Here is a 25,211-nt window from a genome sequence, read left to right as displayed (position 1 = left end):
GGCGGATGGTGCCTCTCGCCCGACGGGGCGAACGCTGCCTGTTGGGGCACTAGCTCCGCAGCGCAGCGCCGGTGCGCTCGGCCGCCAGCGCGACCGCCGCGTCACGGGCGGCGGAGGCCTCGTCGACGGTCAGGGTGCGGTCGGAGGCGCGGAAGCGCAGCGCGTAGGCCAGCGACTTCTTGTCGTCGCCGAGCTGAGCGCTCTCGTAGACGTCGAACAGCCGGATGGACTCCAGCAGCTCACCCGCGCCCTCGCGCAGCGCGGCCTCGACGTCCGCTTGCGGGACCGCCTTGTCCACGACCAGGGCGACGTCCTGCGTGGCGACGGGGAAGGCGGAGATGTGCGGCGCCTGCGGGGTGCCGTCGCCCACCTGCTCCAGGACGTCCAGGTTCAGCTCCATCGCGCAGGTGCGCTCGGGCAGGCCCAGCGCCTTGACCACGCGCGGGTGCAGCTCGCCCGCGTGGCCCACGACCCGCTCGGTGCCGTCCACGGCGACCGCCAGCTCGGCGCAGCGGCCCGGGTGCCACGGCCCGTACTGGCCCTTGCGGACGATCAGCTCGGCCCCCGTCTCGCGGGCCACGGTCCGCGCCGCCTCGACGGCGTCGGCCCAGTCGGCCGGGCGGCCCTTGCCCCACCAGCCGGCCTGTTCCCGAGCGCCCGCGAGGACGACGGCGACATGGCGCGGCTGCTCGGGCAGCGCCGCGTTCAGCTCCGCGATCTCCTCGTCGGTCGGGCGCCGGTCGACGGGCAGGTGCACGGCCGCCCGCCGCTCCCCGACGGTCTGGGGATGGAAGACGAGTCCGGTCTCGAACAGCGCCAGGTCGTGGTTGCCACGGCCGTCGTTGCGGCGCAGCGCGCCGAGCAGGCCCGGCAGCAGCGTCGTACGGAGGGCGGGCTCCTCGTCGCTGAGCGGGTTGACCAGCTTGACGACCCGGCGGGCCGGGTCGTCGGCCTCCAGACCGAACTGGCCGAAGACCTGCTCGCTGACGAACGGGTAGTTCGGCGCCTCGACGTACCCCTCGCCGGCGAGGGCCCGTCCGACCCGGCGGTGCAGCCGCTGCCGTTGGGTCAGCCCGCGGCCCGAGGGGAGCCGGGGCAGCGTGGAGGGCAGGTTTTCGTAGCCCTCCAGGCGGATGACCTCTTCGGCCAGGTCGTTGGGGTCGGTGAGATCCGGCCGCCAGGACGGGACGGTGACGATCAGCTCGTCCTGCCCGTATACGTCGCAGCCGACCTCCTGGAGGCGGCGGACGACGGTCTCACGGCCGTATTCGACGCCCGCGACCCGGTCCGGGTGGTCGGCGGGCATGGCGATGGTGTGCGGCGCGGACGGCGCGATGACCTCGGTGACGCCGGCGTCGGCCGTGCCGCCCGCGAGCAGCACGAGCAGGTCGACCGCCCGCTGGGCCGCCGCGGAGGCGGCCTGCGGGTCGACGCCGCGCTCGAAGCGGCGGGACGCCTCCGAGGACAGCTTGTGACGGCGGGCGGTGCGCGCGATGGAGATCTGGTCGAAGTGCGCGGCCTCGATGACGACCTCGGTGGTCGCGTTCTCCGGGCCGTCGACGGGCGTCTCCCCTGGAACTCGGGGGAGGTCGGCGATCTCGGTGTTGGCGCCGCCCATGACGCCCGCGAGGCCGATGGGGCCGCCGTCGTCGGTGATCACGAGGTCCTCGGCGTGCAGCGTGCGCGTCACACCGTCGAGGGTGGTGAGCTTCTCGCCCTCCTCGGCCCGGCGCACGCCGATCGGGCCCTGCACCAGCCTGCGGTCGTAGGCGTGCAGCGGCTGGCCGATCTCCATCATCACGTAGTTGGTGATGTCGACGGCGAGCGAGATCGGGCGCATGCCGACCTTCTGGAGCCGGCGCTGCAACCAGATCGGGGAGTGTGCCTGGGGGTCGAGGCCGGAGACCGTGCGGGCGGTGAAGCGGTCGCAGCCGCGCGGTTCGGAGATCCTCACCGGGTGGCCGAACGCGTTCGGGGCCGGGACGTCGAGCAGCGCCGGGTCGCGCAGCGGCAGGCCGTAGGCGATGGCGGTCTCACGGGCGACACCGCGGATGGACAGGCAGTCGCCGCGGTTCGCGGTGACGGCGATGTCGAGGACCTCGTCGACGAGCTCGAGCAGCTCGATGGCGTCCTTGCCGACCTCGGTCTCCGGCGGCAGCACGATGATGCCCTTGGTGCCGTCGTCGCCCATGCCCAGCTCCTCGCTGGAGCAGATCATGCCGTGCGAGTTCCGGCCGTACGTCTTGCGCGCGGAGATCGCGAAGCCGCCGGGGAGCACGGCACCTGGCAGGACCACGACGACCTTGTCGCCGACGGAGAAGTTGCGGGCGCCGCAGACGATCTCCTGCGGCTCGCCGGTGCCGTTGGCCTGGCCGACGTCGACGGTGCAGAAGCGGATCGGCTTCTTGAAGCCATCCAGCTCCTCGATGGTCAGCACCTGGCCGACGACGAGCGGCCCCTTGAGGTCGGCGCCGAGCTGCTCGACGGTCTCGACCTCGAGGCCTGCCGAAATGAGCTTGGCCTGGACGTCGCGCCCGGTCTCAGTCGCCGGCAGGTCGACGTACTCCCGCAGCCAAGAAAGCGGGACCCGCATCAGATCTCCATCCCGAACGGCCGGGTGAACCGGACGTCACCCTCGACCATGTCTCGCATGTCTTCGACGTTGTGGCGGAACATCAGCATCCGCTCGATGCCGAACCCGAAGGCGAAGCCGCTGTACTTCTCCGGGTCGACACCGCAGGCGGTGAGCACCCGCGGGTTGACCATGCCGCAGCCGCCGAGCTCGATCCAGCCCTCGGACGAGCAGGTGCGGCAGGGCCGGTCGGGGTTGCCGACGGACTCGCCCTTGCAGACGTAGCAGAGCATGTCCATCTCGGCGCTCGGCTCGGTGAACGGGAAGAAGTTCGGCCGCAGCCGGGTCTTCATGCCCTCACCGAAAAGCGACTGGACCATGTGGTCCAGGGTGCCCTTGAGGTCGGCCATGGTCAGGCCCTCGTCCACGGCGAGCAGCTCGACCTGATGGAAGACGGGCGTGTGGGTGGCGTCCAGCTCGTCGGTGCGGTAGACGCGTCCGGGGCAGATCACGTAGACCGGCAGCTCACGGTCGAGCAGCGAGCGGATCTGCACGGGCGAGGTGTGGGTGCGCAGCACGACGCCGGACTCGGTGCCGCCCTCGGGGCCCTGAACGAAGAACGTGTCGGCCTCACCACGGGCCGGGTGGTCCGGGCCGATGTTGAGGGCGTCGAAGTTGAACCACTCCGCCTCGACCTCGGGGCCCTCGGCGACCTCGTAGCCCATGGCCACGAAGACGTCCTCGATGCGCTCCGAGAGCGTGGTCAGCGGGTGGCGGGCGCCGGCCGGGACGCGGTCGTGGGGCAGCGTGACGTCCACCGACTCCTCGACCAGGACGCGGGCGTCCCGCTCGGCCTCGAGCTCGGCCTGGCGGGCGGCGAGGGCCTTGTTCACGGCGCCGCGGGCCATGCCGACGCGCTTGCCGGCCTCGGCCTTGGCGTGCGGGGGCAGGGCGCCGATCTCGCGGTTGGCCAGGGCCAGCGGCGAGGCGGGGCCGGTGTGGGCGACCTTGGCCTCGTGGAGCGTGTCGAGGGAGTCCGCGGCGGTGAAGGCGGCGAGCGCCTCGTCCCGCATGCGCTCGATCTCTTCCGGTTTCAAGGCCTCGACCTCGACAGGGTCGTACGACTTATTGGGTGCCGACATCTCTTCCCGTGCTTCCGATTGGCTGGCTGAGGGTCCCCGTCACCGACTCGTGAGTGAATCGTCTCCGTCTTCGGGACGCAAAGGTGCCAAAGGCCGAGTCTAACGGTGCCGGGGAAAGCGAATGCGCCCATGGGTGCTCGGGCGGCGTCTACAGCAGATACGCCGGGGTCCCCACAGGCAGGGTAAATCGGAACTCCGCGCCGCCGCCGGGGGCGCGGCCGACCGTGATGGTGCCCCCGTGGGCCTCGACGATGCCCTTGACGATGTAGAGCCCGAGGCCCGTGCCACCGCGCTTGCTGCCCCGCCAGAAGCGGGTGAAGACGCGGTTCATGGATTCCTCCGGAATGCCGGGGCCCTCGTCGCTCACGGTGACCGACGTGGCTCTGTTCTCGTCGCGCTCCCCGGGGCCCCCATCGCGGGGGGACACCGCGGGCGTGACGTCAATCGTGACGGTTCCCTCGCCGTGGCGCACGGCATTTTCGATGAGGTTGCTGAGCACCTGGTCGATCTTGTCGGGGTCGGCCCACAGGGCGGGCAGCGGCTGTTCGATGCGCAGCAGGAAGCGGTCCGCGGGCTGCCCCGCGGTGACGTACGCCTGGATGTGCCGTCCCACCGCCGCGCCCATGTCGACGGGCTGCCGGCGCAGCTCCAGCCGCCCGGAGTCGATGCGGGAGATGTCGAGAAGCTCCGCGATGAGCCGGGTGACCCGGTTGGCGTCGGCGTCGACGGTCTCCAGCATCAGCCGTTTCTGGTCGTCGGTGAAGCGCTCCCACTTGGCGAGCAGGGTGGCCGTGAAGCCCTTGACGGAGGTGAGGGGCGAGCGCAGCTCATGGGCCACGGTGGCGATCAGCTCGGCGTGGCTGCGCTCGGTGCGGCGCCGCGCCTCGGTGTCACGCAGGGAGACGACGACCCGTCGGATGGGCCCGTTCGGGTACGCGCGCACGTAGCGCGCCGAGACGAGGACCTCGCGCCCTCCCGGAAGCAGCAGATTGCGCTCGGGCTGCCGGACCCGGATGGCGAGCCCGCCGTAGGGATCGGTCAGCTGCCACCAGCGCCGCCCCTCCAGGTCCTCCAGCGGCAGCGCGTGCTCGAGGGGTCTGCCGAGGGCTTCGGCGGCGGGGACGGCGGTGATGCGGGCGGCCGCGGCGTTGAAGCAGATCACATGGCCGTGCTCGTCGGCGATCACGAGTCCGTCGGGGAGTTCGTCCGGGTCGATGCCGGGTTCGGCGAGATCACCGCGCCGGGAGGCGGGCGCGCGGTGCGCATCCCGTGCTCCCGGTGCTCTGCTCGTGCCGACACCCATCCCCGTACCCCACTTCTCGTCTGGCCTGGGGACCTGCCTCCCCGCTCAAGCCGAGAGCTGGGGGGAGGGCCCCCGAGCCCGCCACCCTACTAGCCGGGGGTGACGGAACGGCACCCTCCGACGGCGCGCTGTGCTCGGGCGGACGCATAGAGACATACGGCGGCGGCGGTCGCGAGGTTCAGGCTCTCGGCCTTCCCGTGGATGGGCACCCGCACCACCGCGTCCGCCAGTGCGCGGGTCTCCTGCGGGAGCCCCCAGGCCTCGTTGCCGAACACCCAGGCGGTGGGGCCGCCCATGGTGCCCTCGTCGAGTTCGTCGTCCAGGTCGCGGTCGCCCGCCCCGTCGGCGGCCAGGATCCGCACACCGGCCTCCTTCAGGCCCGCCACGGCCTGCTCGACGGGAACGCCGACGGCGACCGGCAGGTGGAAGAGGGATCCGACGGAGGCGCGGACGGCCTTGGGGTTGTAGAGGTCGACGGAGGCATCGGTGAGGACGACGGCCTCGGCTCCGGCGGCATCGGCGCACCGCAGCACCGTTCCGGCGTTGCCGGGGTCGCGGACGTGGGCGAGGACCGCGACGAGGCGGGGGCTGCCGCCGAGGATCTCGTCGAACGGGGTGTCCAGGAACCGGCAGACCCCGACCAGTCCCTGCGGGGTGACGGTGGTGGAGATGTCGGCGATCACGTCCTCGTCCGCGAGATGGACACGGGCACCGGCCTCCCGGGCCCGCCCCACGATGTCGGCGTACCGCTCCGCGGCGTCCGGGGTGGCGAACAGCTCCACCAGCGTGGCCCCACCGGCGCTCCGGTGCCCGGCGGCCTCGCGCACCGCCTGCGGCCCCTCCGCGAGGAAGAGCCGCTCCTTCCCCCGGAAGTTCCGCCTTGCCAGGCGCCGCGCCGCGCTGACGCGAGGCGAGCGGGGGGAGAGCGGCTCGGGGGCGGCGGGGGGCATGTGTGTCACCTTCGGGAGTTCAAGGGTTGCTGTGCGGCGACTGTGCGGCGACGGCGCTGCGCCACGGCGGCGGGATCCGGGGCCGGACGGAGTGGGTCGTCCAGCGGCGCCGGACGACCCGCCGGGGCCGCCGAACACAGTCGGACCCGCAGGCTGCGGGAGCCTGCGGGTCCGTTCAGTCACATCGGCTGGGCCGACGCGGCGGTTCAGGCCGCCTTGGGGGCGTTCACGTCCGCCGGCAGCGCCTTCTGCGCGACCTCGACGAGCGCGGCGAACGCGCCCGCGTCGTTGACGGCCAGCTCCGCGAGGATCTTGCGGTCGACCTCGACGTTCGCGGCCTTCAGACCCTGGATGAAGCGGTTGTAGGTGATGCCGTTGGCGCGGGCAGCGGCATTGATGCGCTGGATCCACAGCTGACGGAAGTCGCCCTTGCGCTTCTTGCGGTCGTTGTAGTTGTAGACCAGCGAGTGGGTGACCTGCTCCTTGGCCTTGCGGTACAGGCGCGAACGCTGACCGCGGTAGCCGGAGGCCTGCTCGAGGATCGCCCGGCGCTTCTTGTGGGCGTTGACTGCCCGCTTGACGCGTGCCACTTGTTAACTCCTTGTAGCGGGGCCGCGGTGGAACTCACACGGCCCGGAAACGATTGGGTCCCGGTCCAGACGTTCGGCGCTAGGCGCGCCGCCGCGTCACTTGCCGAGAAGCTTCTTGATCTTCTTGGCGTCGCCCGGGGCCATCTCGGCGTTGCCGGTGAGGCGACGCGTCAGACGGGACGACTTGTGCTCGAGCAGGTGGCGCTTGCCGGCGCGCTCGCGGAGCACCTTGCCGGAGCCGGTGATCTTGAAGCGCTTGCTGGCACCGCTGTGCGACTTGTTCTTCGGCATAGCGCCGTTCTCTCCTCGTCGGTGGCGTTCCGGTGCCCGGTTGTGAAAACCGGGCACGATGGAACGTCTCTTGTATCGGTTACGTCCTGGGACTGCTGTCCCGGGCTTTCCGGGGTCCGTACGTCCGCCTCGCGGCGGTCCGTACGTCCGTACGTCCGGTGCTCCCCCGGGGCCTCGGCCCCGGGATCACGCCTCGGCGGAAGCCTCGGCCGGGGCCTCAGCGGTCTCGGCCTCAGCGGCGTTCTGCGAGCGGCCGGGGTGGGCCTTCGCCTCCGCCTTGCGAGCCTCCTGCGCCTGACGAGCCTCGGCCATCGCCTCGGTCTTCTTCTTGTGCGGACCGAGAACCATGATCATGTTGCGGCCGTCCTGCTTCGGGTTCGACTCGACGAAACCGAGGTCCTGGACGTCCTCCGCGAGCCGCTGAAGCAGTCGGTAGCCCAACTCGGGCCGGGACTGCTCGCGACCACGGAACATGATCGTGATCTTGACCTTGTCGCCCTGCTTGAGGAACCGGACGACGTGACCCTTCTTGGTGTCATAGTCGTGCGGGTCGATCTTCGGCCGGAGCTTCATCTCCTTGATGACCGTGTGCGCCTGGTTCTTGCGCGCCTCACGGGCCTTCATGGCCGACTCGTACTTGAACTTCCCGTAGTCCATGAGCTTGCACACGGGCGGACGGGCGTTCGCCGCGACCTCGACCAGGTCCAGGTCGTACTCCTGCGCAAGCTCCAGGGCCTTGGCAAGCGGCACGATACCGACCTGCTCGCCACTGGGACCGACAAGTCGCACCTCGGGAACGCGAATCCGGTCGTTGATGCGGGGCTCGGTGCTGATGGATCCTCCTCGGTAGCACCACACGGCCGCCTGGCGGACAGCCGCGTATGTCCGGTTGACATAAGGACCAACCATCCCAGCACATGAAAAATGCCCCGGACGGTACACAGGCGGGACTCCGAACCTTCCGGAGCACCGCCGCGGTGACCGCGGGGCGCACTCTCGGGCGACTCCACCGTCCGTACGGAACGGTGGTGGCCGCCTGACCGGTGACCCGCCGTCCCGGAGGACGGTCAGGTGGGAGATCGGAGCCTCCACTTGTGGGCCGGGCACAGTCGTGCTCAGCCGGTCGTCACACCAGGTTAGCAGCTCCCCGGGACAGGTGCGAACCGGCGTGCACCGGGCATCCACGGCCCCGGCCGCCCGGCCTCCCGCGCGCGGGCGGGCGCGCCCCGGGGCCTATCGTGTGGGACATGAGTGACACCTCCCGCGAGGAATCCCGGGCTTCCGCAGAATCCCCGGCCGCCGCAGAATCCCCGGCCGCCGCCGGGAGCCCCGACTTCGACGCCATGACCCGTGACATCGCGGAGGTCCCCGCGGTCGAGGTGATCGTGACCGTCGCCGTCAACCTGATGAGCGCCGCCGCCGTGAAGCTCGGTCTGACCGAGGAGGGCGACAAGTACAAGGACCTGGACGAGGCCCGCAAGCTGGTTCACGCCCTCGCCGGTCTGCTCGACGCGAGCGCGACGGAGATCAGCTCCTTCCACGCGGCTCCGCTGCGCGACGGTCTGAAGTCGCTCCAGCTGGCGTTCCGCGAGGCGTCGATCGTCCCGGACGAGCCGGGCCAGGGACCGGGCGAGAAGTACACCGGCCCCGTCTACGGCTGACCCGGAAGCGCCCACACGGCTGATTCACCCGCGTACGTACAAGGGCTCGCCCGGAGGCGTCACCCCGGCCGGCAGCAGTGCCAGGTCGAGACCGCGCACCAGGCGGGCCCTCAGCGTTTCGTCGGCCGCCAGCCGCCCGGCGACGGCGCGGGCGGCCTGAGCCGGGGGCACCGACGGATCGAGGACCAGCGCCAGGGTGCCGTCGGCCTCTCCGGGACCCAGATGGGCGCGGAGCACCGACGGTTCCGCGGCGACGGCGGAGCGCACGGCCTCGATCACCGCGGGGTCCTCGAGGGGGTCGGCACTGGTACGGCCCTCCGCGAGCGCCAGCAGCGCGGGGCCCGTCAGCTCGAAGGGCACCGGCCCCGACACGTCCAGCACGACCGTGTCGGCCTTCTCGTGCGCCGCCGCCTGGAGGGCCCGGTGCAGGGGTACGGCGACGGGACGGGCGGCCGGGTCCCAGCGTGCCAGGGCGTCCGTGGACGTGAAGGCGGGCAGCGCCGTGCGGCCGCCGGCCCGCAGCGTCGGTACGGCCATGTCGCTGGTCTTCTCGCGGCGCAGGCCGTTCTCGTCCTCCTCCGCCTCCCCGAGGACCGCGACGACGGGCACGAGGAGCCGTGCGTCCTTCAGCGCCTGAAGGACGGGCGCCACGGCAGCCCGGTCCTCGGCCCACGCGGCGAGCGCCGTGCTCAGCCGGGGGTCGGCCGCGCCGTCGTCGTCGGAGAAGCCGGAGTCGGGAATGTTCTTGTTCGCCACGGTCACCGACCCTATAGGGGGGTCTCCGCTGGGCTTGTGCCGACCCTGAAACACAGCGGTCACCCGCTTCACGGTTTCCTCAGAAGCTACTGACACGGATTTCACGTCCGACAAACGGCGCGCACAGCACCGGCCCCGAGTATCGCGGGCATGGAGTCCCACAGAGCCCCCCGACGACGCCGTGCCCGCTCCCCGCGACGCCGCCCGCTGCTGTGCACGGCGCTGGCCTCCGCCGTCATCGTCGGCGGCGCGGCCGCCGCGAGCGCGTATGTGAAAGCGCAGGCGCACGCCGACGGGGGCGCCGTATCGTCGCAGTCGTCGGCGACACCCTCGGCGCCGGCCCCGGTGAGCGAGGAGGCGTCGGTGGAACCTGCGGCGGAGCCCTCGGCGGACCGCAACGCGCTGCTGGCGAAGGCCATGAAGGCGGTCGCCGTCGAGGACGGCGCGGACGTGGCCGTGGCGGTGATGGAGTCGGACTCCGGTGAGCGCGCCGTGTACGGCGACGGCACCTTCGACACGGCGAGCATCGTGAAGGTCGACATCCTGGCGACGCTGCTGCTCCAGGCGCAGGACGCCGGCCGGCACCTGACCGCGCAGGAGCGGACGTACGCCACCGCGATGATCGAGAACAGTGACAACGCCTCCGCGTCGGCGCTGTGGACGGCGATCGGGCAGGCGGACGGCCTCGACACCGCGAACAAGCGTTTCGGCCTGACGGACACCGCGGGCGGTGACGGCGCGCTGTGGGGACTGACCCGGACCACGGCGGCCGACCAACTCGCCCTGCTCCAGCAAGTGTTCGGGGACACTTCCCAGCTGAGCAAGGCCTCGCGAGGATATCTGCGGGGGCTCATGGGCGACATCGCGGAGGACCAGCGCTGGGGTGTGTCGGCGGCGGCGGACGGCGCGCAGTGGGCCTTGAAGAACGGCTGGCTGCCCCGCAGCACGACCGGGCTGTGGGACATCAACAGCATCGGGCGGGTCACGGCCGGCGGGCACCGCTGTCTGGTGGTGGCGCTGTCGAACGGCAACTCCACCAAGGCGAAGGGCGTTTTGCTGGTGGAGGCGGCCGCGCGGGCGGCGGTTTCCGTTTTCGCGGACGAACCGGCCTGAGAGCCGGGGGAAAGGCCGAGGGCTGGGGACCGGCGAGACCTGTCGGGATGGGCGGGCGCGTCAGAAGCCGGCGGAGCGTGACCTGCTACGGCCTCGCCACAGCACCACCGACACCACCAGCAGCACCGCGCCCAGTCCGCCCGCCAGCAGGCCCGCCCAGTCCGGGGACCGCGTACCGTTGTCAGCCGAGACGGGGCCCGGGCCGAAGTACTCGCTGTCGTACCGGGCCGCCCGGGTGTTCTCCGGCTTGAGCTTCGCCGCCGCCTTGACGGCCGCCGCGGGGTCCACGAAGCCGAAGCCGCGGGAGTCGTCGCGACCGCCGGTGGGGACGTCGCGGGCCGTCTCCTCCAAAAGCCGCTTGATCTGGGCCGGGCTGAGGCCCGGATGGGCCGCCTTGATCAACGCGACGACGCCCGAGACGAACGCGGAGGCCGCGCTGGTGCCCCAGCCCTCGTAGTACTTGCGGTCCGGGTCGGCGATGACGACGTCCACGCCGGGCGCGCTGACCGTGGCGTACCAGCGGCGGGTGGAGAAGGAGGCGCGGGTGCCGTAGTGGTCGACGGCGGTCGCCGCGATGACACCCGGGTAGGCCGCCGGATACGAGATGTGGTCGCCCTTGTCGCCGCCGTTGCCGGCCGAGGCGACGACGACCGCGCCCTTTTTCAGGGCGTACTGCACCGCCTCGTCCTCGGCGGCTTCCGGGTGCGCGGAGTCGGAGTCGTCCCCGAGGGAGAGATTGATGACGTCGGCGCCGTGGTCGGTGGCCCAGCGGATGCCCTCGGCGAGGGCGTTGCCCCGGGTGTTGCGCGCCTTCGAACGGACCGGATCGCCCTCTTCGAGGATGACGCGGACCGGGAGGATCTTCGCCTCGGGTGCGATGCCCATGACGCCGTCGGAGTCACCGATGCCATGGCCGTGACCGGCGATGAGACCGGCCATGGCGGTGCCGTGCCTGCCCCAGGGACGGTCTCCGGGCCGTGCGCCGAAGCCCACCATGTCCTTGTCGGCGAGCACGTTGCCCGCCAGGTCGGGGTGGGTCGCGTCCACGCCGGTGTCGAGGACGGCGACGGTGATGCCCCTGCCCTTGGTGGTCTGCCAGACCTCGTGGGCGTGCAGGGCGTCGAGGGCCCACTCCTTGGCGCGGATGCCGTCGGCGTGCGCGGCGCTGGACGGCAGCAGGGCCAGGGAGCCGGCGAGCAGGACGGTCAGGAGGCGGGCGCCGGTCCTGCGGCTCTTCGTGACGGCGCCTTCCGCGGTGGTGCGGGGCCGCGGGCGGGCGGTCTTACCGGGGTTCATGACGGCTTCTCCGTGGCCGCGGTGACGGTTTTGCGGAGGGCGGCCCCGATGCGGTCGGCGAGGCCCGTCGCGTCGTTGCCGAGGCCCGCCTGGGCGGGGGCGGTGGTCGCACCGGGCTTCATGGCGTCCTCGGCGGGCTGCGGTTCGGTGACGGTGCGGCCGTCGGCGAAGCCGGAGACGGCGTACACGACGACGGGGACGTCCGTGCGGATCGAGATCGTCCAGGAGGCTCGCTGGGCGTCGCCGAATCCCGCCGCGACGGTGCCCTCGGCGGCGTAGGGGCGGGGCATCAGGTCGGTGCGCCGGCCGAGGCCCTCCTTCTTGAAGCGGCCTGCCAGGGCGCTCATGGCGGCGGAGTCGGCCCGGGTGAACAGCAGGCCGACGGTGGTGACCTGGCTGCGGGTGGCGTCCGTGTAGGTGGCGCGCAGCAGCCGCAGACAGCCGACGGGGGCGAGGGCCTTGCGCAGCAGCGGGTCGAAGGCGTCCGCGCAGCCGCTGTCGGGGGCGACGGCGACACGTGTCCAGGTGCGGTCGGCTTCGCCGGGACCGGCTCCCGGGCCATGGACGGTGGGCGGGAAGAGCTGGTCGACGGGCACGTCGTGCCAGAGGCTTCCGGCGACGGCGAACGCTCCTTGTGCTCCGTCGCCCGGACCGTCGTCGATGAGCCAACTGCCGGTGAGAGCACCGCCGATGAGTCCGAGCCCGAGGACCAGGGAGACGGCGGCCCCGGCGGTACGGGGGCTCACCCGGGCGCCGAGGAGGCGCGGGCGCGCGGTGTCGGCGTCAAGGGTGTCGGGCTGGGCGAAGGTGACGAAGGGGCGCGCCGAGGTGAAGGGGCGGGCCTCGGCGGGGCCGGGCCGCAGGCGCGCGGTCGTCTCCACGATGCCCTCGGCGGGCAACGCGGGTGAGACGTCCGGTCCGGCACCCGACAGGGACGCACCGACGGTGGGCGGCGCGTCCGGAAAGCGCGCGGAGGGCGCGGGCGGGGGTGGGGCGGCGGGCTCGGCGTACCGGTCGGGACCGAGGTTCGGGGGTCGGTGGTAGGCGGCGGCACCGCCCGCGTGCGTCTGCGGGTCTCCGCCGGAGACCGGGGCCGCGGTGACGCCGGAGGCGGAGACGGGGCGCCAGGGATCGGATGCGCCGGGAGCCGGGGCGGGGCGCCGGGGATCGGATGCGCCGGGGGCCGGGGCCGCGCCGGGAGCCGAGGCCGCAGCGGAGGCCACAGCCCCCGTAGCGCCGGGAGCCGAGGCCGCACCGGAGGCCACAGCCTCCGAAGCGCCGTACGCCTGAGCCGCCGTGGGGGCAGGGCGCCGCGGGTCGGCCGTGCCCGAGGCCGGGGCAGGCCGCCGCGGGTCCGACGGGTGTGTCCCACGCGCCGGGGACGACGGCTCCCTCGTGGCCGGCGGCGTGCCCTGCGCGGGGATCGCCGGACGGGACGGAACCGTGCGCGCGGAGGGCCGTTGCTGGGGTGCGGGGATCCTGCCCGGCGTCCCGCTCGGCCGAGGCGGCGTCGCGGGGCGGGCTGGGATGTCGCGCCCGGGGGCGGCCCCCGCCGCGGGCGGCTGCTCGGGGCGGCCCGGGACCGCGGTGTGGTCGCGCGGCGCCGGCACGGGCGGCTGTGGAGCGGAGGGCGTACGGTCGGGCCCCGTGGGCGCCGCGCCCGGCGGGCTCGACGGGCGGGGCGGATTGGTCGGACGCGGAGGGATGGAGGCGCGGCGCGCTTCCGTGCTCATGCACCCCCCGTTTCGTTGTGGCCGGGCTGCCCCGGGGGTCACCGGGGGAGTTCGACCGCCCGTGGGGAGCGGTCCGTACGCGCGGTGCGGGCCGCGCTGCCCGTCCCTGGGCAGGCATACCCGCACGAACGGACACCCATCCCCGGCGTACGCGCCGGGGCGGGGCCTGTCACTTCCCGCGTGCGCGTCACTCTACGGGTTGATCCCCCTCGAACGGGAACCAGTCGGCGGCACCGGGGCATCTGCCCGGATCGTCCCCCTACCCTGCGGAATTCGCATCTGGCAGGCTTCGTTCATGACTGCCCGCGCCGCAGACCGGGCCCGCTACGACCGGGCCACCTCTCATCTCGACGCGCCTGTCGCGATCGTGGACCTGGAGGCGTTCGACGCCAACGCCGACGACCTTCTGCGCAGGGCCGGCGGCAAGCCGATCCGGGTCGCCAGCAAGTCCGTACGGTGCCGTGCCCTGCTCGAACGCGTCCTGTCGCGGGAGGGTTTCGCGGGCGTCATGTCCTTCACGCTCGCCGAGTCCCTGTGGCTGGCCCGGTCCGGTTTCGACGACGTGCTGCTCGCCTATCCGTCGGCCGACCGGCGGGGCTACGCCGAGCTGGCGGGCGACCCCAAGCTCGCCGCCTCCGTCACGGTGATGATCGACGATCCGGCTCAGCTGCGCCTCATCGACGACGCCCGCGACGGCGGCACCGAAGTGGTGCGTGTCTGCCTGGAGTTGGACACCTCGCTGAAGCTGCTCGGCGGGCGCGTCCGCGTCGGCGCGCGGCGCTCGCCGCTGCACTCGCCCGCCCAGGTCGCGGAGATGGCCCGGACGGTGGCGCGCACGCCCGGTTTCCGGCTGGTGGGCCTCATGGCCTACGAGGGCCACATCGCCGGTGTCGGTGACGCGGTGCCCGGCCGGCCGCTGCGGTCGGGGGCCATCCGGCTGATGCAGTCCGCGGCGCGCAAGGAGCTGGGCCGAAGGCGCGCCGAGGCGGTGCGTGCCGTCCGGTCCGTGGCGCCGGAGCTGGAGTTCGTCAACGGCGGGGGAACGGGCAGTGTGCAGTACACGGCGGCCGAGGAAGCGGTGACCGAGATAGCGGCGGGCTCGGGGCTGTACGTGCCGCGGCTGTTCGACAACTACACCTCCTTCCGTGGGCGTCCGGCCGCGCTGTTCGCCCAGCCGGTCGTCCGCCGGCCTGGCGTGGGGGTGGTGACCGTGCTGGGCGGCGGCTACCCCGCCTCGGGTGCCGCGGGACGCGACCGGCTGCCCGTCCCGTATCTGCCCGAGGGTCTCGCCTACGACCCCCAGGAGGGCCCGGGCGAGGTGCAGACACCGCTGCTGGGTGCGCCCGCCGACGACCTCCTCATCGGCGACAAGGTGTGGTTCCGGCACGCCAAGGCGGGCGAACTGTGCGAGCGGTTCGACGTGCTGCACCTGGTGAAGGGCGACGAGGTCACGGCGACCGTGCCGACCTACCGCGGCGAGGGGCACACCTTCCTGTGACGATGGCGGCCCGAGCGGCCGACGGAACGGGTGCGGCCGCCGGGGCGGCGGCCGCGCCCTGGGTCCACGCCAGGAGATGCTTCACACGGCGCGGACCGTACCCCTTCGCCCCTACAAGGGCGTGACGTACGCGCCCGCGATGCCGCCGTCCACCAGGAAGTCGGTGGCGTTGACGAAGGAGGAGTCGTCACTGGCGAGGAACGCGACCGCCGCGGCGATCTCCTCGGCCTCCGCGAACCGGCCGACCGGGATGTGGACCAGGCGGCGTGCGGCCCGCTCGGGATCCTTGGCGAACAGCTCCCGCAGCAGGGGGGTGTTGACCGGCCCGGGGCACAGGGCGTTGACCCGGATGCCCTCGCGGGCGAACTGCACGCCCAGTTCGCGGGACATGGCGAGCACGCCGCCCTTGGACGCGGTGTACGAGATCTGCGAGGTGGCCGCGCCCATGCGGGCGACGAACGACGCCGTGTTGACGATGGATCCTTTGCCCTGGCGCCGCATGTAGGGGATGGCGGCCTTGCAGCACAGGTAGACGGAGGTCAGGTTGACCTCCTGGACCCGCTTCCAGGCCTCGAGGCCGGTCTCCAGGATGGAGTCGTCGTCGGGCGGCGAGATGCCGGCGTTGTTGAAGGCGATGTCGACGCTGCCGTAGGTGTCGTACGCGGCCTTGAAGAGCGCCTCGACCTGCTCTGCGTCGGTGACGTCGACCTTCACGAACAGCCCGTCGACCTCGTCGGCGGCCGCCTTGCCGCGGGTCTCGTCGATGTCGCCGCAGACGACGTGGGCGCCCTCGGCGGCGAGGCGGCGCGCGGTGGCGAGACCGATGCCGCTGCCGGCTCCGGTGACGACGGCGGTCCGGCCGACCAGGCGGCGGCAGATGATGTCCGGTGTCTGCGAGGTCACTGTGCGGGGCCCTCCGTGCTGATGAAGACGTTCTTGGTTTCGGTGAAGGCGGTCAGCGCGTCCGGGCCGAGTTCCCGGCCGATCCCCGACTGCTTGAAGCCGCCGAAGGGGGTCCAGTAGCGGACGCTGGAGTGGGAGTTGACGGACAGGTTGCCCGCGCGGACGGCGCCGGAGACGCGCAGCGCGCGGCCGACGTCACGGGTCCAGATGGAGCCCGAGAGGCCGTACGGGGTGTCGTTGGCGAGGCGGATCGCGTCGGCCTCGTCCTCGAAGGGCAGCACGACGGCGACCGGCCCGAAGACCTCTTCGACGGCCACGCGCGCGTGCGGCTCGACACCGGTGAGGACGGTGGGCGGGAACCAGAAGCCGGGGCCTTCGGGGGCCTTGCCGCGGATGCCGGGCGCGTCGGCGTCGACATAGCCGCGGACGCGTTCCAGCTGGGTCCTGGAGATCAGCGGGCCCATCTGGGTGCTCTCCTCGGCGGGGTCGCCGACGACGACGGATTCGACCGCGGGGGCGAGGAGGTCGAGGAAGCGGTCGTAGGCGGAGCGCTGGACCAGGATGCGGGTGCGGGCGCAGCAGTCCTGGCCCGAGTTGTCGAGGAAGGACATGGGGGCGGCGGCCGCGGCGGCGTCGAGGTCGGCGTCCGCGAAGACGATGTTGGGGCTCTTGCCGCCGAGTTCGAGGGTGACGCGTTTGAGGAGGGCGGAGCCCTTGGCCAGCACCTGCTTGCCGACGGCCGTCGACCCGGTGAAGACGATCTTCGCGACGCCCGGGTGCTCGACGAGTGCGGTGCCCGCGACGGGGCCGTGGCCCGGAAGCACCTGGAACAGTCCTTCCGGCAGGCCCGCCGCGACCCCCAGCTCGGCCAGGCGCAGGGCCGTGAGCGGTGTCGTCTCCGCTGGTTTGAGGAGCACAGCGTTGCCGGCGGCGAGCGCGGGCGCCGTGCCCCACACGGCGATCGGCATGGGGAAGTTCCAGGGCGCGATGACGCCGACGACGCCGAGCGGCTCGAGGATCGTGACGTCCAGGCCGCCGGGGACCGGGATCTGACGGCCGGTGAGGCGCTCCACTCCCCCGGCCGCGTAGTCGAGCAGGTCGCGGACGTTGCCCGCCTCCCAGCGGGCGTTGCCGATCGTGTGTCCGGCCTCGCGGACCTCCAGCCACGCGAGTTCTTCCAGATGGTCGTCGACCGCCGCCGCGAACCGGCGCAGCAGCCGGGCGCGGTCGCCGGGCGGGAGCGCCGCCCACCGGGACTGTGCCCGCGCGGCGCGTACGACGGCGGCGTCCACGTCGGCCGGGCTCGCCGCGGGGACGGTGGCGACGACCTCTTCGGTGGCCGGGTTGAGTACCTGGAGTTCCATCGCGTTCGGCAAGGAAGGACCTCTCACATGCGTTCGAAGGAGCGGCGCAGCTCCCAGTCGGTCACCGCGGCGTCGAAGGCCGCCAGCTCGACGCGGGCCATGTTGCGGTAGTGCGCCACCACCTCGTCCCCGAAGGCGGCCTTGGCGAGGGAGCTGTTCTCCCAGAGTTCGGCGGCCTCGCGCAGGGTGGTGGGCACGTGCTCGTACTCGGCGGTGTACGCGTTGCCGGGGCAGGGGTCGGGGAGCTCCAGCTTCTGTTCGATGCCGTGGAGGCCCGCCGCGACCATCCCGGCGACCGCGAGGTGCGGGTTGACGTCGCCGCCGGGCACCCGGTTCTCGAAGCGCAGCGAACGGCCGTGACCGACCACCCTGAGGGCGCAGGTGCGGTTGTCGTGCCCCCAGGCGACCGCGGTCGGCGCGAAGGAGCCGGGCTGGAAGCGTTTGTAGGAGTTGATACCCGGGGCGTACAGGAGCGTGAACTCGCGCAGCGCGGCGAGCTGGCCCGCGAGGAAGTGCCGCATCACCTCGGACATCCCGCCGGGGTCGTCCGGCGTACCGGCCATGGCGGGGCGCCCGTGCTCGTCCGTGAGCGAGAGGTGGATGTGACAGGAGTTGCCCTCGCGCTCGTTGTACTTGGCCATGAAGGTGAGCGAGACGCCCTCCTGGGCCGCGATCTCCTTGGCGCCGGTCTTGTAGACGGCGTGCTGGTCGCAGGTGACCAGGGCCTCGTCGTAGCGGAACGCGATCTCGTGCTGGCCGGGGTTGCACTCGCCCTTGGCGGACTCGACGGTGAGGCCGGCGCCCGCCATCTCGTTGCGGATACGGCGCAGAAGGGGCTCGATGCGGCCCGTGCCGAGCACGGAGTAGTCGACGTTGTACTGGTTGGCCGGGGTAAGCCCCCGGTAGTTCGCGTCCCAGGCCTGCTCGTAGGTGTCCTTGAAGACGATGAACTCCAGCTCGGTGCCCACCTGGGCGGTCAGTCCCAGGGCGGCCAGGCGCTCCAGTTGGTGGCGCAGGATCTGGCGGGGCGCGGCGGCCACGGGGGACCCGTCGCTCCAGGCCAGGTCGGCGACGACCAGGGCCGTACCGTCGTGCCAGGGCACCCGGCGCAGGGTGCTCAGGTCCGGGTGGAGGGCGAAGTCGCCGTAGCCGCGGTCCCAGGAGGACATCTCGTAGCCGTCGACCGTGTTCATCTCGGTGTCGACGGCGAGGAGGTAGTTGCAGCCCTCGGTGCCGTGCTCCAGTACCTCGTCGAGGAAGAAGCGGGCGGCGAACCGCTTGCCCTGGAGGCGCCCTTGCATGTCGGGGAAGGCGAGGACGACGGTGTCGATCTCGCCGCCCGCGACGAGGGCGTGGAGTTCCTCGACGCCGAGCGGGGGTGTGCGGTGTGCCACGGGAGGTCTCCTTAGGTCCGCCGAGAGTCATAAGGTATTTCCGAGAACCATTTCTTGGGAAGGGGGCACGGCCAGATGTCGCAGGCGGAGTCCGGCGGCGGCCCGCGGGACCGGCTGACACCGGTGCTGCGGCCCGTGCGGGCGGGCAACGGCTTCGAGGAGGCGCTGGAGCAGATCCTCCAGGTCGTCCGTCTCGGGCTGGTGCCCGGAGGCGAACGTCTGCCCGCCGAGCGGGAGTTGGCGGAGCGGCTGGGGATCAGCCGGGTGACCCTGCGCGAGGTGCTGAAGGTGCTCCAGGACCAGGGCCTGGTGGAGTCGCGGCGCGGGCGCTACGGCGGCACCTTCGTGCGGCCGCGCACCGGCGCGGGCGGCGAGGACGAGCTGCGCCGGCGCGTCGAGCGAACCGACATCGAGGACGTGCTCCGGTTCCGCGAGGTCCTGGAGGTGGGGGCGGCGGGCCTGTGCGCGGCGCACGGCCTCACCCGGGAGCAGGGCGAGCGGCTGCGGGAGGCGCTGGCGCGCACGCAGGACGCCCCTCTCGGGGAGTACCGGCGGCTGGACACGCTGCTGCACCTCACGCTGGCCGAGCTGTGCGGCTCGCCGTCGCTGACGGCGCAGTACGCGGCCGTCCGGGCGACGGTCAACGACCTGCTGGACTGCATCCCGCTGCTGGTGCGCAACCTCGAGCACTCGCAGCGGCAGCACGAGGCGCTGGTGGAGGCGGTGCTCGACGGGGACGCGGACGGCGCGCGGGAGATCATGCGGGAGCACTGCGCGGGGACGGCGGCGCTGCTGCGGGGGTTCCTGGCGTGAGCACGCCCGCCCCCACCCCTGGTAAAGGTAGGAATTCACTCCATTGGAACCCGGGGAGGCCCATGTGACCGGACGACCACTGATCGGTCTGAGCACGTATCTGGAGGCCCGTACCCGCTGGGGCCGCTGGGAGCTGGACGCGGCGCTGCTGCCGGCGGGCTATCCGCTCCTGGTGCAGCGGGCCGGCGGACTGGCCGCGATGCTGCCGCCGGACGATCCGGCGCACGCGGCGGAGACGGTGGCCCGGCTGGACGGTGTGGTGATCACGGGCGGCCCGGACGTCGACCCGTCCCGCTACGGCGCCGAGCGCTCCCCGCGGACCGGTCCGCCTGCGCCCGAGCGGGACGCGTGGGAACTCGCCCTGATCCGGGCGGCCTTGGCGTCCGGCACCCCCCTGCTCGGTATCTGCCGGGGGATGCAGCTGCTGAACGTCGCTCTGGGCGGCACGCTCGTGCAGCACATCGACGGGCATGTCGACCGGGTGGGGGAGTTCGGACGGCACACGGTCAAGCCGGTGCCGGGCACACGGTACGCGCGGGTGGCGCCGCAGTCGGTGTCCGTGCCGACCCACCACCATCAGGCGGTGGACCGGCTCGGCCAGGGGCTGGTGGTGTCGGCCTACGCCGAGGACGGCATCATCGAGGCGGTGGAGCGGCCGGGGGCCGACTGGGTGCTGGGCGTCCAGTGGCATCCGGAGATGGGCGAGGACGTGCGCGTGATGGGGGCGCTGGTGCGGGCCGCGGCGACCGTCTGACCGGGCCGGTCCCGGCCGCGGCGACCGTCTGACCGGGCCGGGCCGCTGCCTCCGCGTCACGCCCGGGTCAGCCCCAGCAGGTCCCGTCCCGGACCCGTGGGCCGGTGACCCGTGCGCCACACGGCCCGCAGCGCCCGGTCCAGCCGTACCCCCTCGACGGGAACGCGCACCAGGCGGCGGGCGGAGAGTTCCTCGCCGACGGCGAGTTCGCTCAGCACCGCCGGACCCGCGCCGCTGACCGCGGACGCCTTGACCGCCGTCGTCGAGGACAGCTCGAGCAGCGGGCGGGCCAAGCCGCCCAGAGCCGCCTGAAGGACCTGGCGGGTGCCCGAGCCCTCCTCCCGGAGGATCAGCGGGGTCGAGGCCAGTTCCCCGGCGGACAGGCGCACACGGCGGCGTGCCCACGGGTGCCCCGGTGCGGTCACCACGATGAGCCGGTCGTGGGCGACGACCGCCGCGTCCAGCCCGGCCGGCACGCTGAGGCCCTCCACGAAACCCAGATCCGCCTCGTCCGCGAGCAGACGCCCGGCGACCGCCGCCGAGTTCCCGGCCAGCAGCGACACCGCCGTGTCCGGCCGCCGCGCCCGCAGCGCGATCAGCCAGCCCGGCAGCAGATACTCCGCGATCGTCATGCTCGCGGCCACCCGCAGCCGTGAGTCGCGTCGGCCCCGCAGCGCCTGTGCCCCCGCGTCGAACACCTCCGCGGCCTCCACGATCCGCCGCGCCCAGTCGGTGACCAGCGCCCCGGCGTCGGTCAGCCGTGAACCGCGCGGCGAGCGGTCCACCAGCGCCACGCCGAGCTGACGCTCCATCGACCGGATCCGGCTGCTGGCCGCGGGCTGGCTGATCCCCACCTCCCGCGCCGCACGCCCGAGGCTCCCCAGCCGGGCGACGGCGAGCAGCAGTTCCAGCGCGCCCAGATCCGGCACCCGGTGCGCCAGACCGGCCACCGGGGCCGCCGCCTCCACACCCATGCTCATAAGCACAGCTTATGCCGTGATAGAGACACACTCCCTGGTCGGCGGGGGTGGTCCCACGAGACCGTGCGGACATGGCCACCGCAGCTCAGCCTCTCGTCCTCCCCCGCGTCCCCCGGCGTCGCGCCGCCGCCGTCCGGCACCTCGGCCCGAACTGGTACGCCTCCGTCATGGGCACCGCGATCGTGGCGACGGCCGGTGCCGGTCTGCCCGGTGCCGCGCGCGTGCCGGGGCTGCGGGCGGCCTGCGCGGCCGTGTGGGCGTTCTCCCTGGCCCTACTGGTGGTCCTCCTGTGCGCCCGCGCCCTGCACTGGATCCACCATCGTGACCAGGCCCGTGCCGATCTCCTGGACCCCGCCGTGGCTCCCTTCCAGGGCTGCTTCGCCATGGCCCTGCTCGCCGTGGGCGGCGGTGCCCTGGTGGTGGGCCGGGACTGGACCGGGCCGGGCCCCGCCCTCGCCCTGGACGCCGCGCTCTTCACCGCCGGCAGCGCCGCCGGCCTGGTCGTCGCCGTGGCGGTGCCGTATCTGATGGTCGCCCGGCACCGCATCGAGCCGGACCAGGCCGGCCCCGTCTGGCTGCTGCCCCTGGTCGCCCCCATGGTCTCCGCGGCCCAAGGGCCGCTGCTGGTCCCGCATCTGCCCGCCGGGCAGGAGCGGGAGACCCTGCTGCTGGCCTGCCTGGCGATGGCCGGGATGAGCCTCCTGGCCACGTTCGTGACGCTGCCGCTCATCCTCGCCCGGCTCGTCATCCGGGGCCCGCTGCCGCTCGCCTGGACGCCGGCCCTGTTCCTGGTCCTCGGCCCGCTCGGCCAGTCCGTCACCGCCGCCGGCGCTCTCGGGGCCGTCGCGCCGGGGGCCGTGCCGCCGCCGTACGCCCGGGGCTTGGACGTCCTCGCCCTGCTCTACGGCGTTCCGGTGCTGGGCTTCGCCGTGCTGTGGCTGGCACTCGCCGCCGCCCTGGTGGTGCGCGCGCTGCGGCGGGACATGGGATTCACGATGACGTGGTGGGCGTTCACCTTCCCGGTCGGCACGTGTGTCACCGGCGCGGAGGCGCTGGCCCGGCGCACCGGGCTCGTCGTCCTGGACGCACTGGCCATCGGGCTGTATGTGCTGCTCGTCGCGGCCTGGGCCGTCGCCGCCTGCCGTACGGGCCGGGGCGTCGTCAGCGGCGAGCTGCTCGCAGCGCCTCGGCGATGACGCGTGGTGCCTCGGCCAGGGACGGGCCGTACCAGGTGAGGTGACGCCCGCTGACCAGCGCGCACGGTGTCCCCTCGAACGCCTCCGGGCCGTCCTCGGCCGTGAACCGGTACGGCTCGTCGGGCAGCACCACGAGGCCGGGCGCCGCCGCGCGCAGTTCCTCCAGGGGGATGCGCGGATAGCGGCCGGAGTGTGCCGCGTACAGGTTGTCCACGCCGAGCCGGGCCAGGACGTCCCCGGCGAAGGTGTCGCGGCCCAGCACCATCCAGGGTCGTCGCCAGACGGGCACCACGGCGGTGGTACGGGGCTCGGGCAACGGCAGCCCTGCCCACGCGGCGCGGGCCTCGTCCAGCCAGCGCGGCGGGGCGGGCGCCCCGCACGCGGCCACGACCCGCTCCAGCTCGCGGAAGGCCCCCGGCACGTCCCGCACCTCGGTGACGAGGACCTTCAGCCCTGCCTCGCGGAGGGCGGTGAGGTCCGGCTCGCGGTTCTCCTCCTCGTTCGCGAGCACCAGGTCGGGGGCGAGCCGGACGATCCGCTCGACCTTCGGGTTCTTGGTGCCTCCGATCCGGACGGCGTCGAGGTCCACGGGGTGACTGCACCAGTCCGTCGCGCCGACCAGCGCCTGGGGCACGGAGGCGGCCACGGCCTCCGTCAGCGACGGCACGAGCGAGACGACACGCATACGGCCTCCTCGGGCGTGCGGGGCGGTGACAGGGATCCGGCGGGTCAGCGGCGTCGGCGGGACGGGTCCTCGACCGCCTCGATGTGGTCCGCGACCGCGACCACGATCACCCGGGTGTCCGGCACGGTCGCCCGCCAGCGGTGGCGCACTCCCCCGCTCAGGTAGAGGGTGTCGCCGCGTCCGAGCCGGTGCGCCCGGCCCTCCGCCTCCACCTCGACGGCTCCCTCGACGACGTACATCAACTCGTCGTTGCGGTGCTGGAATTCGCGGCCCTCGTCGTGGTCTCCGATGAACTCCATCGCGTGCAGCTGGTGGTGGCCGCGCACCAGCGCGCGCACCCGCGGCAGGTCCGGCTCCACGGCCTCGTCGTCGGCGCGCAGCACGTCCACGCTGCACGCCGGGTCGGCGGCGGCGAGCAGCTCGACGGCGGTGGTGCCGAGCGCGTCGGCGATCCGCTCCAGGGAGGGGCGGCTGGGGCGCGCCCGCTCGTTCTCGACCTGGCTCAGGAAGGGGACCGACAGGCCGCTGCGCTGAGCCACGACGGCGAGGGTGAGCTCCAGGGTCCGCCGCCGCCGCCGGACGGCCGCACCCACCCGAAGGGGCTGTTCTTTGTGATCGCCCATCGCTCCGGCTGCCTCCCTCGCTCGTCGGTCCGGCTGCCCTGTCCGGCGGACGTGCCGCCGCTGCCCGGTGATGCGTCGGTGCACTGCTGCTGTCGAGTTCTGTCTGCACCCTACGCATGTTCGGCCAACCGTTTCATGCGCCCGTCACATCGGTGTCAGATACAACAGTGGCGAGGGTCCCGGTTCGCGCCACTGGGCGAGCCCTTCCGCCGCCCCGCGCACACGTCTGCGCACCGGACGAAAGGGCTGGTCACAGAGAGACGGGCGCCCACGCGGCCGCTTCGCCGAGGTGCGGCGCGGTGCGGTCCGCCGGGCCGCCGAGGCCGGGGCGGGCGGTCCCGCCGACCGGGGGCCGCGAGGCCGGCCGCTCCCAGGGACAGCACGAACGTGGCCGACGGTGCCGAAGCGGTGTACGGCACCCATGACGGGCCGGGGGCGGTGCGTGGCGGATGGACCCGATCGGGTTGTCCGGATCTTTCTCATACGTCCGTACGGACCGTCTCGTACGCCGGCACGGGGGCGGCCCCTCGGCGGCCCCGGCGGCCCCTCAGCGGCCCCGGCTACCCCGGCGGGCGTCTTCTGGGCGCTGTCGGTGCCGTACGGCATGATGCGGAAGGTGACCCGACGCCTGATGCTCCTCGACACCGCCTCGCTCTACTTCCGCGCCTACTTCGGCGTCCCGGAGTCCGTGAAGGCCCCGGACGGCACACCCGTGAACGCCGTGCGGGGGCTGCTCGAATTCATCGACCGCCTGGTCCGGGACCACCGCCCGGACGACCTGGTCGCGTGCATGGACGCGGACTGGCGCCCGCACTGGCGGGTGGAGCTGATCCCCTCCTACAAGGCGCACCGGGTGGCCGAGGAGCACGCCGCGGGACCGGACGAGGAGGAGGTGCCGGACACGCTCTCCCCGCAGGTGCCGGTGATCGAGGAGGTGCTGGACGCCCTGGGCATCGCGCGCGTAGGCGTGGCGGGGTACGAGGCGGACGACGTGATCGGCACGTTCACGGCCCGCGCGAACGGCCCGGTCGACATCGTGACCGGCGACCGCGATCTGTACCAGCTGGTCGACGACGCGCGCGGGGTGCGCGTGCTGTACCCGCTCAAGGGCGTCGGCACGCTCCAGCTCACCGACGAGGCGGTGCTGCGCGAGAAGTACGGCGTCGACGGCCCCGGTTACGCGGATCTGGCGCTGCTGCGCGGCGACCCGAGCGACGGACTGCCGGGGGTGCCGGGCATCGGCGAGAAGACCGCGGCGAAGCTGCTCGCGGAGTTCGGGGACCTGGCGGGGATCATGGCCGCGGTGGACGACCCGGCGTCCCGGCTCACCCCGGCCCAGCGCAAGCGGCTGGACGAGGCACGGCCGTACGTGGCGGTCGCGCCGAGAGTCGTCCGGGTCGCCGGGGACGTCCCCCTGCCGGAGGTCGACCCGGCCCTCCCGCACGCGCCGCGCCACCCCGCGGCACTTGACGAACTGACGGTCCGCTGGGGCCTGGGCGGCTCACTTCAGCGGCTGCTCACCACGCTCGGCACCTGACGTCGCGGACGACGCGTCCGGCGCCGGGCCGGCCGCGCGACCACCCGCCGGGCCGCC

Annotated in this window: 23 protein-coding genes; 7 read left to right on the top strand and 16 right to left on the bottom strand. The window is 73.2% G+C overall.

Going from position 1 to position 25,211, the window contains the following annotated elements; translation table 11 throughout:
• Positions 1-49: 49 nt before the first annotated feature.
• From pheT to infC, 7 genes are all read right to left on the bottom strand, one after another.
• Positions 50-2,593 (bottom strand): phenylalanine--tRNA ligase subunit beta, encoded by a 2,544-nt coding sequence (pheT, locus tag ABZ823_RS07970; protein ID WP_361655264.1) that lies wholly within the window; start codon positions 2,591-2,593, stop codon positions 50-52.
• Positions 2,593-3,714 (bottom strand): phenylalanine--tRNA ligase subunit alpha, encoded by a 1,122-nt coding sequence (gene pheS, locus ABZ823_RS07965; protein ID WP_361655261.1) that lies wholly within the window; start codon positions 3,712-3,714, stop codon positions 2,593-2,595. The genes pheT and pheS overlap by 1 nt, the downstream gene beginning before the upstream one ends.
• Positions 3,715-3,862: 148 nt before the next feature.
• Positions 3,863-5,017, bottom strand: a complete 1,155-nt coding sequence (locus ABZ823_RS07960; protein WP_361655258.1) for an ATP-binding protein — start codon at positions 5,015-5,017, stop codon at positions 3,863-3,865.
• An 89-nt stretch (positions 5,018-5,106) separates the two neighbouring features.
• Positions 5,107-5,967 carry an RNA methyltransferase gene (locus ABZ823_RS07955; protein WP_361655255.1) on the bottom strand — a complete coding sequence of 287 codons (861 nt, stop codon included), beginning with the start codon at positions 5,965-5,967 and terminating at the stop codon, positions 5,107-5,109.
• 206 nt (positions 5,968-6,173) lie between these two features.
• The gene (gene rplT / locus ABZ823_RS07950; protein WP_055492778.1) at positions 6,174-6,557 is read right to left on the bottom strand and encodes a 50S ribosomal protein L20; all 384 of its coding nucleotides are present in this window, start codon (positions 6,555-6,557) and stop codon (positions 6,174-6,176) included.
• Between the two features lie 96 nt (positions 6,558-6,653).
• Positions 6,654-6,848: a 50S ribosomal protein L35 gene (gene rpmI, locus ABZ823_RS07945; RefSeq protein WP_003947156.1), complete on the bottom strand. Its 195-nt coding sequence runs from the start codon at positions 6,846-6,848 to the stop codon at positions 6,654-6,656.
• Positions 6,849-7,034: 186 nt separating this feature from the next.
• Positions 7,035-7,757 (bottom strand): translation initiation factor IF-3, encoded by a 723-nt coding sequence (gene infC, locus ABZ823_RS07940; protein WP_361655253.1) that lies wholly within the window; start codon positions 7,755-7,757, stop codon positions 7,035-7,037.
• A 338-nt stretch (positions 7,758-8,095) separates the two neighbouring features.
• On the opposite strand from infC, the gene ABZ823_RS07935 reads away from it, so the two are divergent.
• Positions 8,096-8,509, top strand: a complete 414-nt coding sequence (locus ABZ823_RS07935) for a DUF1844 domain-containing protein (protein ID WP_361655250.1) — start codon at positions 8,096-8,098, stop codon at positions 8,507-8,509.
• Between the two features lie 24 nt (positions 8,510-8,533).
• Here ABZ823_RS07935 and ABZ823_RS07930 read toward each other — a convergent pair whose 3' ends face one another.
• Positions 8,534-9,265: an SseB family protein gene (locus tag ABZ823_RS07930; RefSeq protein WP_361655247.1), complete on the bottom strand. Its 732-nt coding sequence runs from the start codon at positions 9,263-9,265 to the stop codon at positions 8,534-8,536.
• A 150-nt stretch (positions 9,266-9,415) separates the two neighbouring features.
• Between ABZ823_RS07930 and ABZ823_RS07925 the strand changes: the two genes are divergently transcribed.
• On the top strand, positions 9,416-10,378 hold the full coding sequence (locus ABZ823_RS07925; protein ID WP_361655244.1) for a serine hydrolase: 963 nt from the start codon (positions 9,416-9,418) through the stop codon (positions 10,376-10,378).
• Between the two features lie 60 nt (positions 10,379-10,438).
• Here the strand turns inward: ABZ823_RS07925 and mycP are convergent, their stop codons facing one another.
• Entirely contained in the window at positions 10,439-11,674 is a 1,236-nt protein-coding gene (gene mycP / locus ABZ823_RS07920; RefSeq protein WP_361655242.1) for a type VII secretion-associated serine protease mycosin, read from the bottom strand.
• Positions 11,671-12,897 (bottom strand): hypothetical protein, encoded by a 1,227-nt coding sequence (locus tag ABZ823_RS07915; RefSeq protein WP_361655239.1) that lies wholly within the window; start codon positions 12,895-12,897, stop codon positions 11,671-11,673. Before ABZ823_RS07915 ends, mycP begins: the two co-directional genes overlap by 4 nt.
• A gap of 805 nt (positions 12,898-13,702) precedes the next feature.
• Here ABZ823_RS07915 and ABZ823_RS07910 point away from each other — a divergent pair.
• Complete coding sequence (locus ABZ823_RS07910) at positions 13,703-14,905, top strand: amino acid deaminase/aldolase (RefSeq protein WP_361655236.1); 1,203 nt, start codon at positions 13,703-13,705, stop codon at positions 14,903-14,905.
• Between the two features lie 111 nt (positions 14,906-15,016).
• Here the strand turns inward: ABZ823_RS07910 and ABZ823_RS07905 are convergent, their stop codons facing one another.
• From ABZ823_RS07905 to ABZ823_RS07895, 3 genes are read right to left on the bottom strand one after another with little or no spacing between them, the layout of a single operon-like run.
• Positions 15,017-15,808, bottom strand: a complete 792-nt coding sequence (locus ABZ823_RS07905) for a 3-oxoacyl-ACP reductase (protein ID WP_361655233.1) — start codon at positions 15,806-15,808, stop codon at positions 15,017-15,019.
• Entirely contained in the window at positions 15,805-17,172 is a 1,368-nt protein-coding gene (locus ABZ823_RS07900; protein WP_361655882.1) for an aldehyde dehydrogenase family protein, read from the bottom strand. The genes ABZ823_RS07905 and ABZ823_RS07900 overlap by 4 nt, the downstream gene beginning before the upstream one ends.
• A 23-nt stretch (positions 17,173-17,195) precedes the next feature.
• The gene (locus tag ABZ823_RS07895) at positions 17,196-18,566 is read right to left on the bottom strand and encodes a glutamine synthetase family protein (protein ID WP_361655230.1); all 1,371 of its coding nucleotides are present in this window, start codon (positions 18,564-18,566) and stop codon (positions 17,196-17,198) included.
• Between the two features lie 75 nt (positions 18,567-18,641).
• Between ABZ823_RS07895 and ABZ823_RS07890 the strand changes: the two genes are divergently transcribed.
• Together ABZ823_RS07890 and ABZ823_RS07885 are read left to right on the top strand one after the other, a co-directional pair.
• Positions 18,642-19,379 (top strand): FCD domain-containing protein, encoded by a 738-nt coding sequence (locus ABZ823_RS07890; protein WP_361655227.1) that lies wholly within the window; start codon positions 18,642-18,644, stop codon positions 19,377-19,379.
• Between the two features lie 64 nt (positions 19,380-19,443).
• A complete protein-coding gene (locus tag ABZ823_RS07885; RefSeq protein ID WP_361655224.1) occupies positions 19,444-20,133 on the top strand; it encodes a gamma-glutamyl-gamma-aminobutyrate hydrolase family protein in 690 nt (229 codons plus the stop codon).
• Between the two features lie 56 nt (positions 20,134-20,189).
• Here the strand turns inward: ABZ823_RS07885 and ABZ823_RS07880 are convergent, their stop codons facing one another.
• Positions 20,190-21,113 carry a LysR family transcriptional regulator gene (locus ABZ823_RS07880; RefSeq protein ID WP_361655221.1) on the bottom strand — a complete coding sequence of 308 codons (924 nt, stop codon included), beginning with the start codon at positions 21,111-21,113 and terminating at the stop codon, positions 20,190-20,192.
• A gap of 71 nt (positions 21,114-21,184) precedes the next feature.
• Between ABZ823_RS07880 and ABZ823_RS07875 the strand changes: the two genes are divergently transcribed.
• Positions 21,185-22,309: a TDT family transporter gene (locus ABZ823_RS07875; protein ID WP_361655218.1), complete on the top strand. Its 1,125-nt coding sequence runs from the start codon at positions 21,185-21,187 to the stop codon at positions 22,307-22,309.
• On the opposite strand, the gene ABZ823_RS07870 is transcribed toward ABZ823_RS07875, so the two are convergent.
• Together ABZ823_RS07870 and ABZ823_RS07865 are read right to left on the bottom strand one after the other, a co-directional pair.
• A complete protein-coding gene (locus ABZ823_RS07870; RefSeq protein WP_361655215.1) occupies positions 22,275-22,994 on the bottom strand; it encodes a helical backbone metal receptor in 720 nt (239 codons plus the stop codon). The two genes, ABZ823_RS07875 and ABZ823_RS07870, sit on opposite strands and share 35 nt — an antisense overlap.
• 44 nt (positions 22,995-23,038) lie before the next feature.
• The gene (locus ABZ823_RS07865) at positions 23,039-23,617 is read right to left on the bottom strand and encodes an XRE family transcriptional regulator (RefSeq protein ID WP_361655213.1); all 579 of its coding nucleotides are present in this window, start codon (positions 23,615-23,617) and stop codon (positions 23,039-23,041) included.
• A 607-nt stretch (positions 23,618-24,224) separates the two neighbouring features.
• Between ABZ823_RS07865 and ABZ823_RS07860 the strand changes: the two genes are divergently transcribed.
• Positions 24,225-25,154: a 5'-3' exonuclease gene (locus tag ABZ823_RS07860; RefSeq protein ID WP_361655879.1), complete on the top strand. Its 930-nt coding sequence runs from the start codon at positions 24,225-24,227 to the stop codon at positions 25,152-25,154.
• Positions 25,155-25,211 lie beyond the last annotated feature (57 nt).

It is taken from the genome of Streptomyces sp. NPDC047079 (assembly GCF_040643755.1).
GTDB lineage: Bacteria > Actinomycetota > Actinomycetes > Streptomycetales > Streptomycetaceae > Streptomyces.
Note: the sequence above shows the minus strand (reverse complement) of the source record. Positions and strands in the feature narration are given on the sequence as shown.

Coding starts and splice junctions, on each gene's coding strand:
- ABZ823_RS07875 (WP_361655218.1), top strand. CDS start 21,185: ATGGCCACCGCAGCTCAGCCTCTCGTCCTCCCCCGCGTCCCCCGGCGT.
- ABZ823_RS07910 (WP_361655236.1), top strand. CDS start 13,703: ATGACTGCCCGCGCCGCAGACCGGGCCCGCTACGACCGGGCCACCTCT.
- ABZ823_RS07955 (WP_361655255.1), bottom strand. CDS start 5,967: ATGCCCCCCGCCGCCCCCGAGCCGCTCTCCCCCCGCTCGCCTCGCGTC.
- mycP (WP_361655242.1), bottom strand. CDS start 11,674: ATGAACCCCGGTAAGACCGCCCGCCCGCGGCCCCGCACCACCGCGGAA.
- ABZ823_RS07925 (WP_361655244.1), top strand. CDS start 9,416: ATGGAGTCCCACAGAGCCCCCCGACGACGCCGTGCCCGCTCCCCGCGA.
- pheS (WP_361655261.1), bottom strand. CDS start 3,714: ATGTCGGCACCCAATAAGTCGTACGACCCTGTCGAGGTCGAGGCCTTG.
- pheT (WP_361655264.1), bottom strand. CDS start 2,593: ATGCGGGTCCCGCTTTCTTGGCTGCGGGAGTACGTCGACCTGCCGGCG.
- rpmI (WP_003947156.1), bottom strand. CDS start 6,848: ATGCCGAAGAACAAGTCGCACAGCGGTGCCAGCAAGCGCTTCAAGATC.
- ABZ823_RS07870 (WP_361655215.1), bottom strand. CDS start 22,994: ATGCGTGTCGTCTCGCTCGTGCCGTCGCTGACGGAGGCCGTGGCCGCC.
- infC (WP_361655253.1), bottom strand. CDS start 7,757: ATGGTTGGTCCTTATGTCAACCGGACATACGCGGCTGTCCGCCAGGCG.
- ABZ823_RS07890 (WP_361655227.1), top strand. CDS start 18,642: ATGTCGCAGGCGGAGTCCGGCGGCGGCCCGCGGGACCGGCTGACACCG.
- ABZ823_RS07960 (WP_361655258.1), bottom strand. CDS start 5,017: ATGGGTGTCGGCACGAGCAGAGCACCGGGAGCACGGGATGCGCACCGC.
- ABZ823_RS07880 (WP_361655221.1), bottom strand. CDS start 21,113: ATGAGCATGGGTGTGGAGGCGGCGGCCCCGGTGGCCGGTCTGGCGCAC.
- ABZ823_RS07865 (WP_361655213.1), bottom strand. CDS start 23,617: ATGGGCGATCACAAAGAACAGCCCCTTCGGGTGGGTGCGGCCGTCCGG.
- ABZ823_RS07900 (WP_361655882.1), bottom strand. CDS start 17,172: ATGGAACTCCAGGTACTCAACCCGGCCACCGAAGAGGTCGTCGCCACC.
- ABZ823_RS07935 (WP_361655250.1), top strand. CDS start 8,096: ATGAGTGACACCTCCCGCGAGGAATCCCGGGCTTCCGCAGAATCCCCG.
- ABZ823_RS07860 (WP_361655879.1), top strand. CDS start 24,225: ATGCGGAAGGTGACCCGACGCCTGATGCTCCTCGACACCGCCTCGCTC.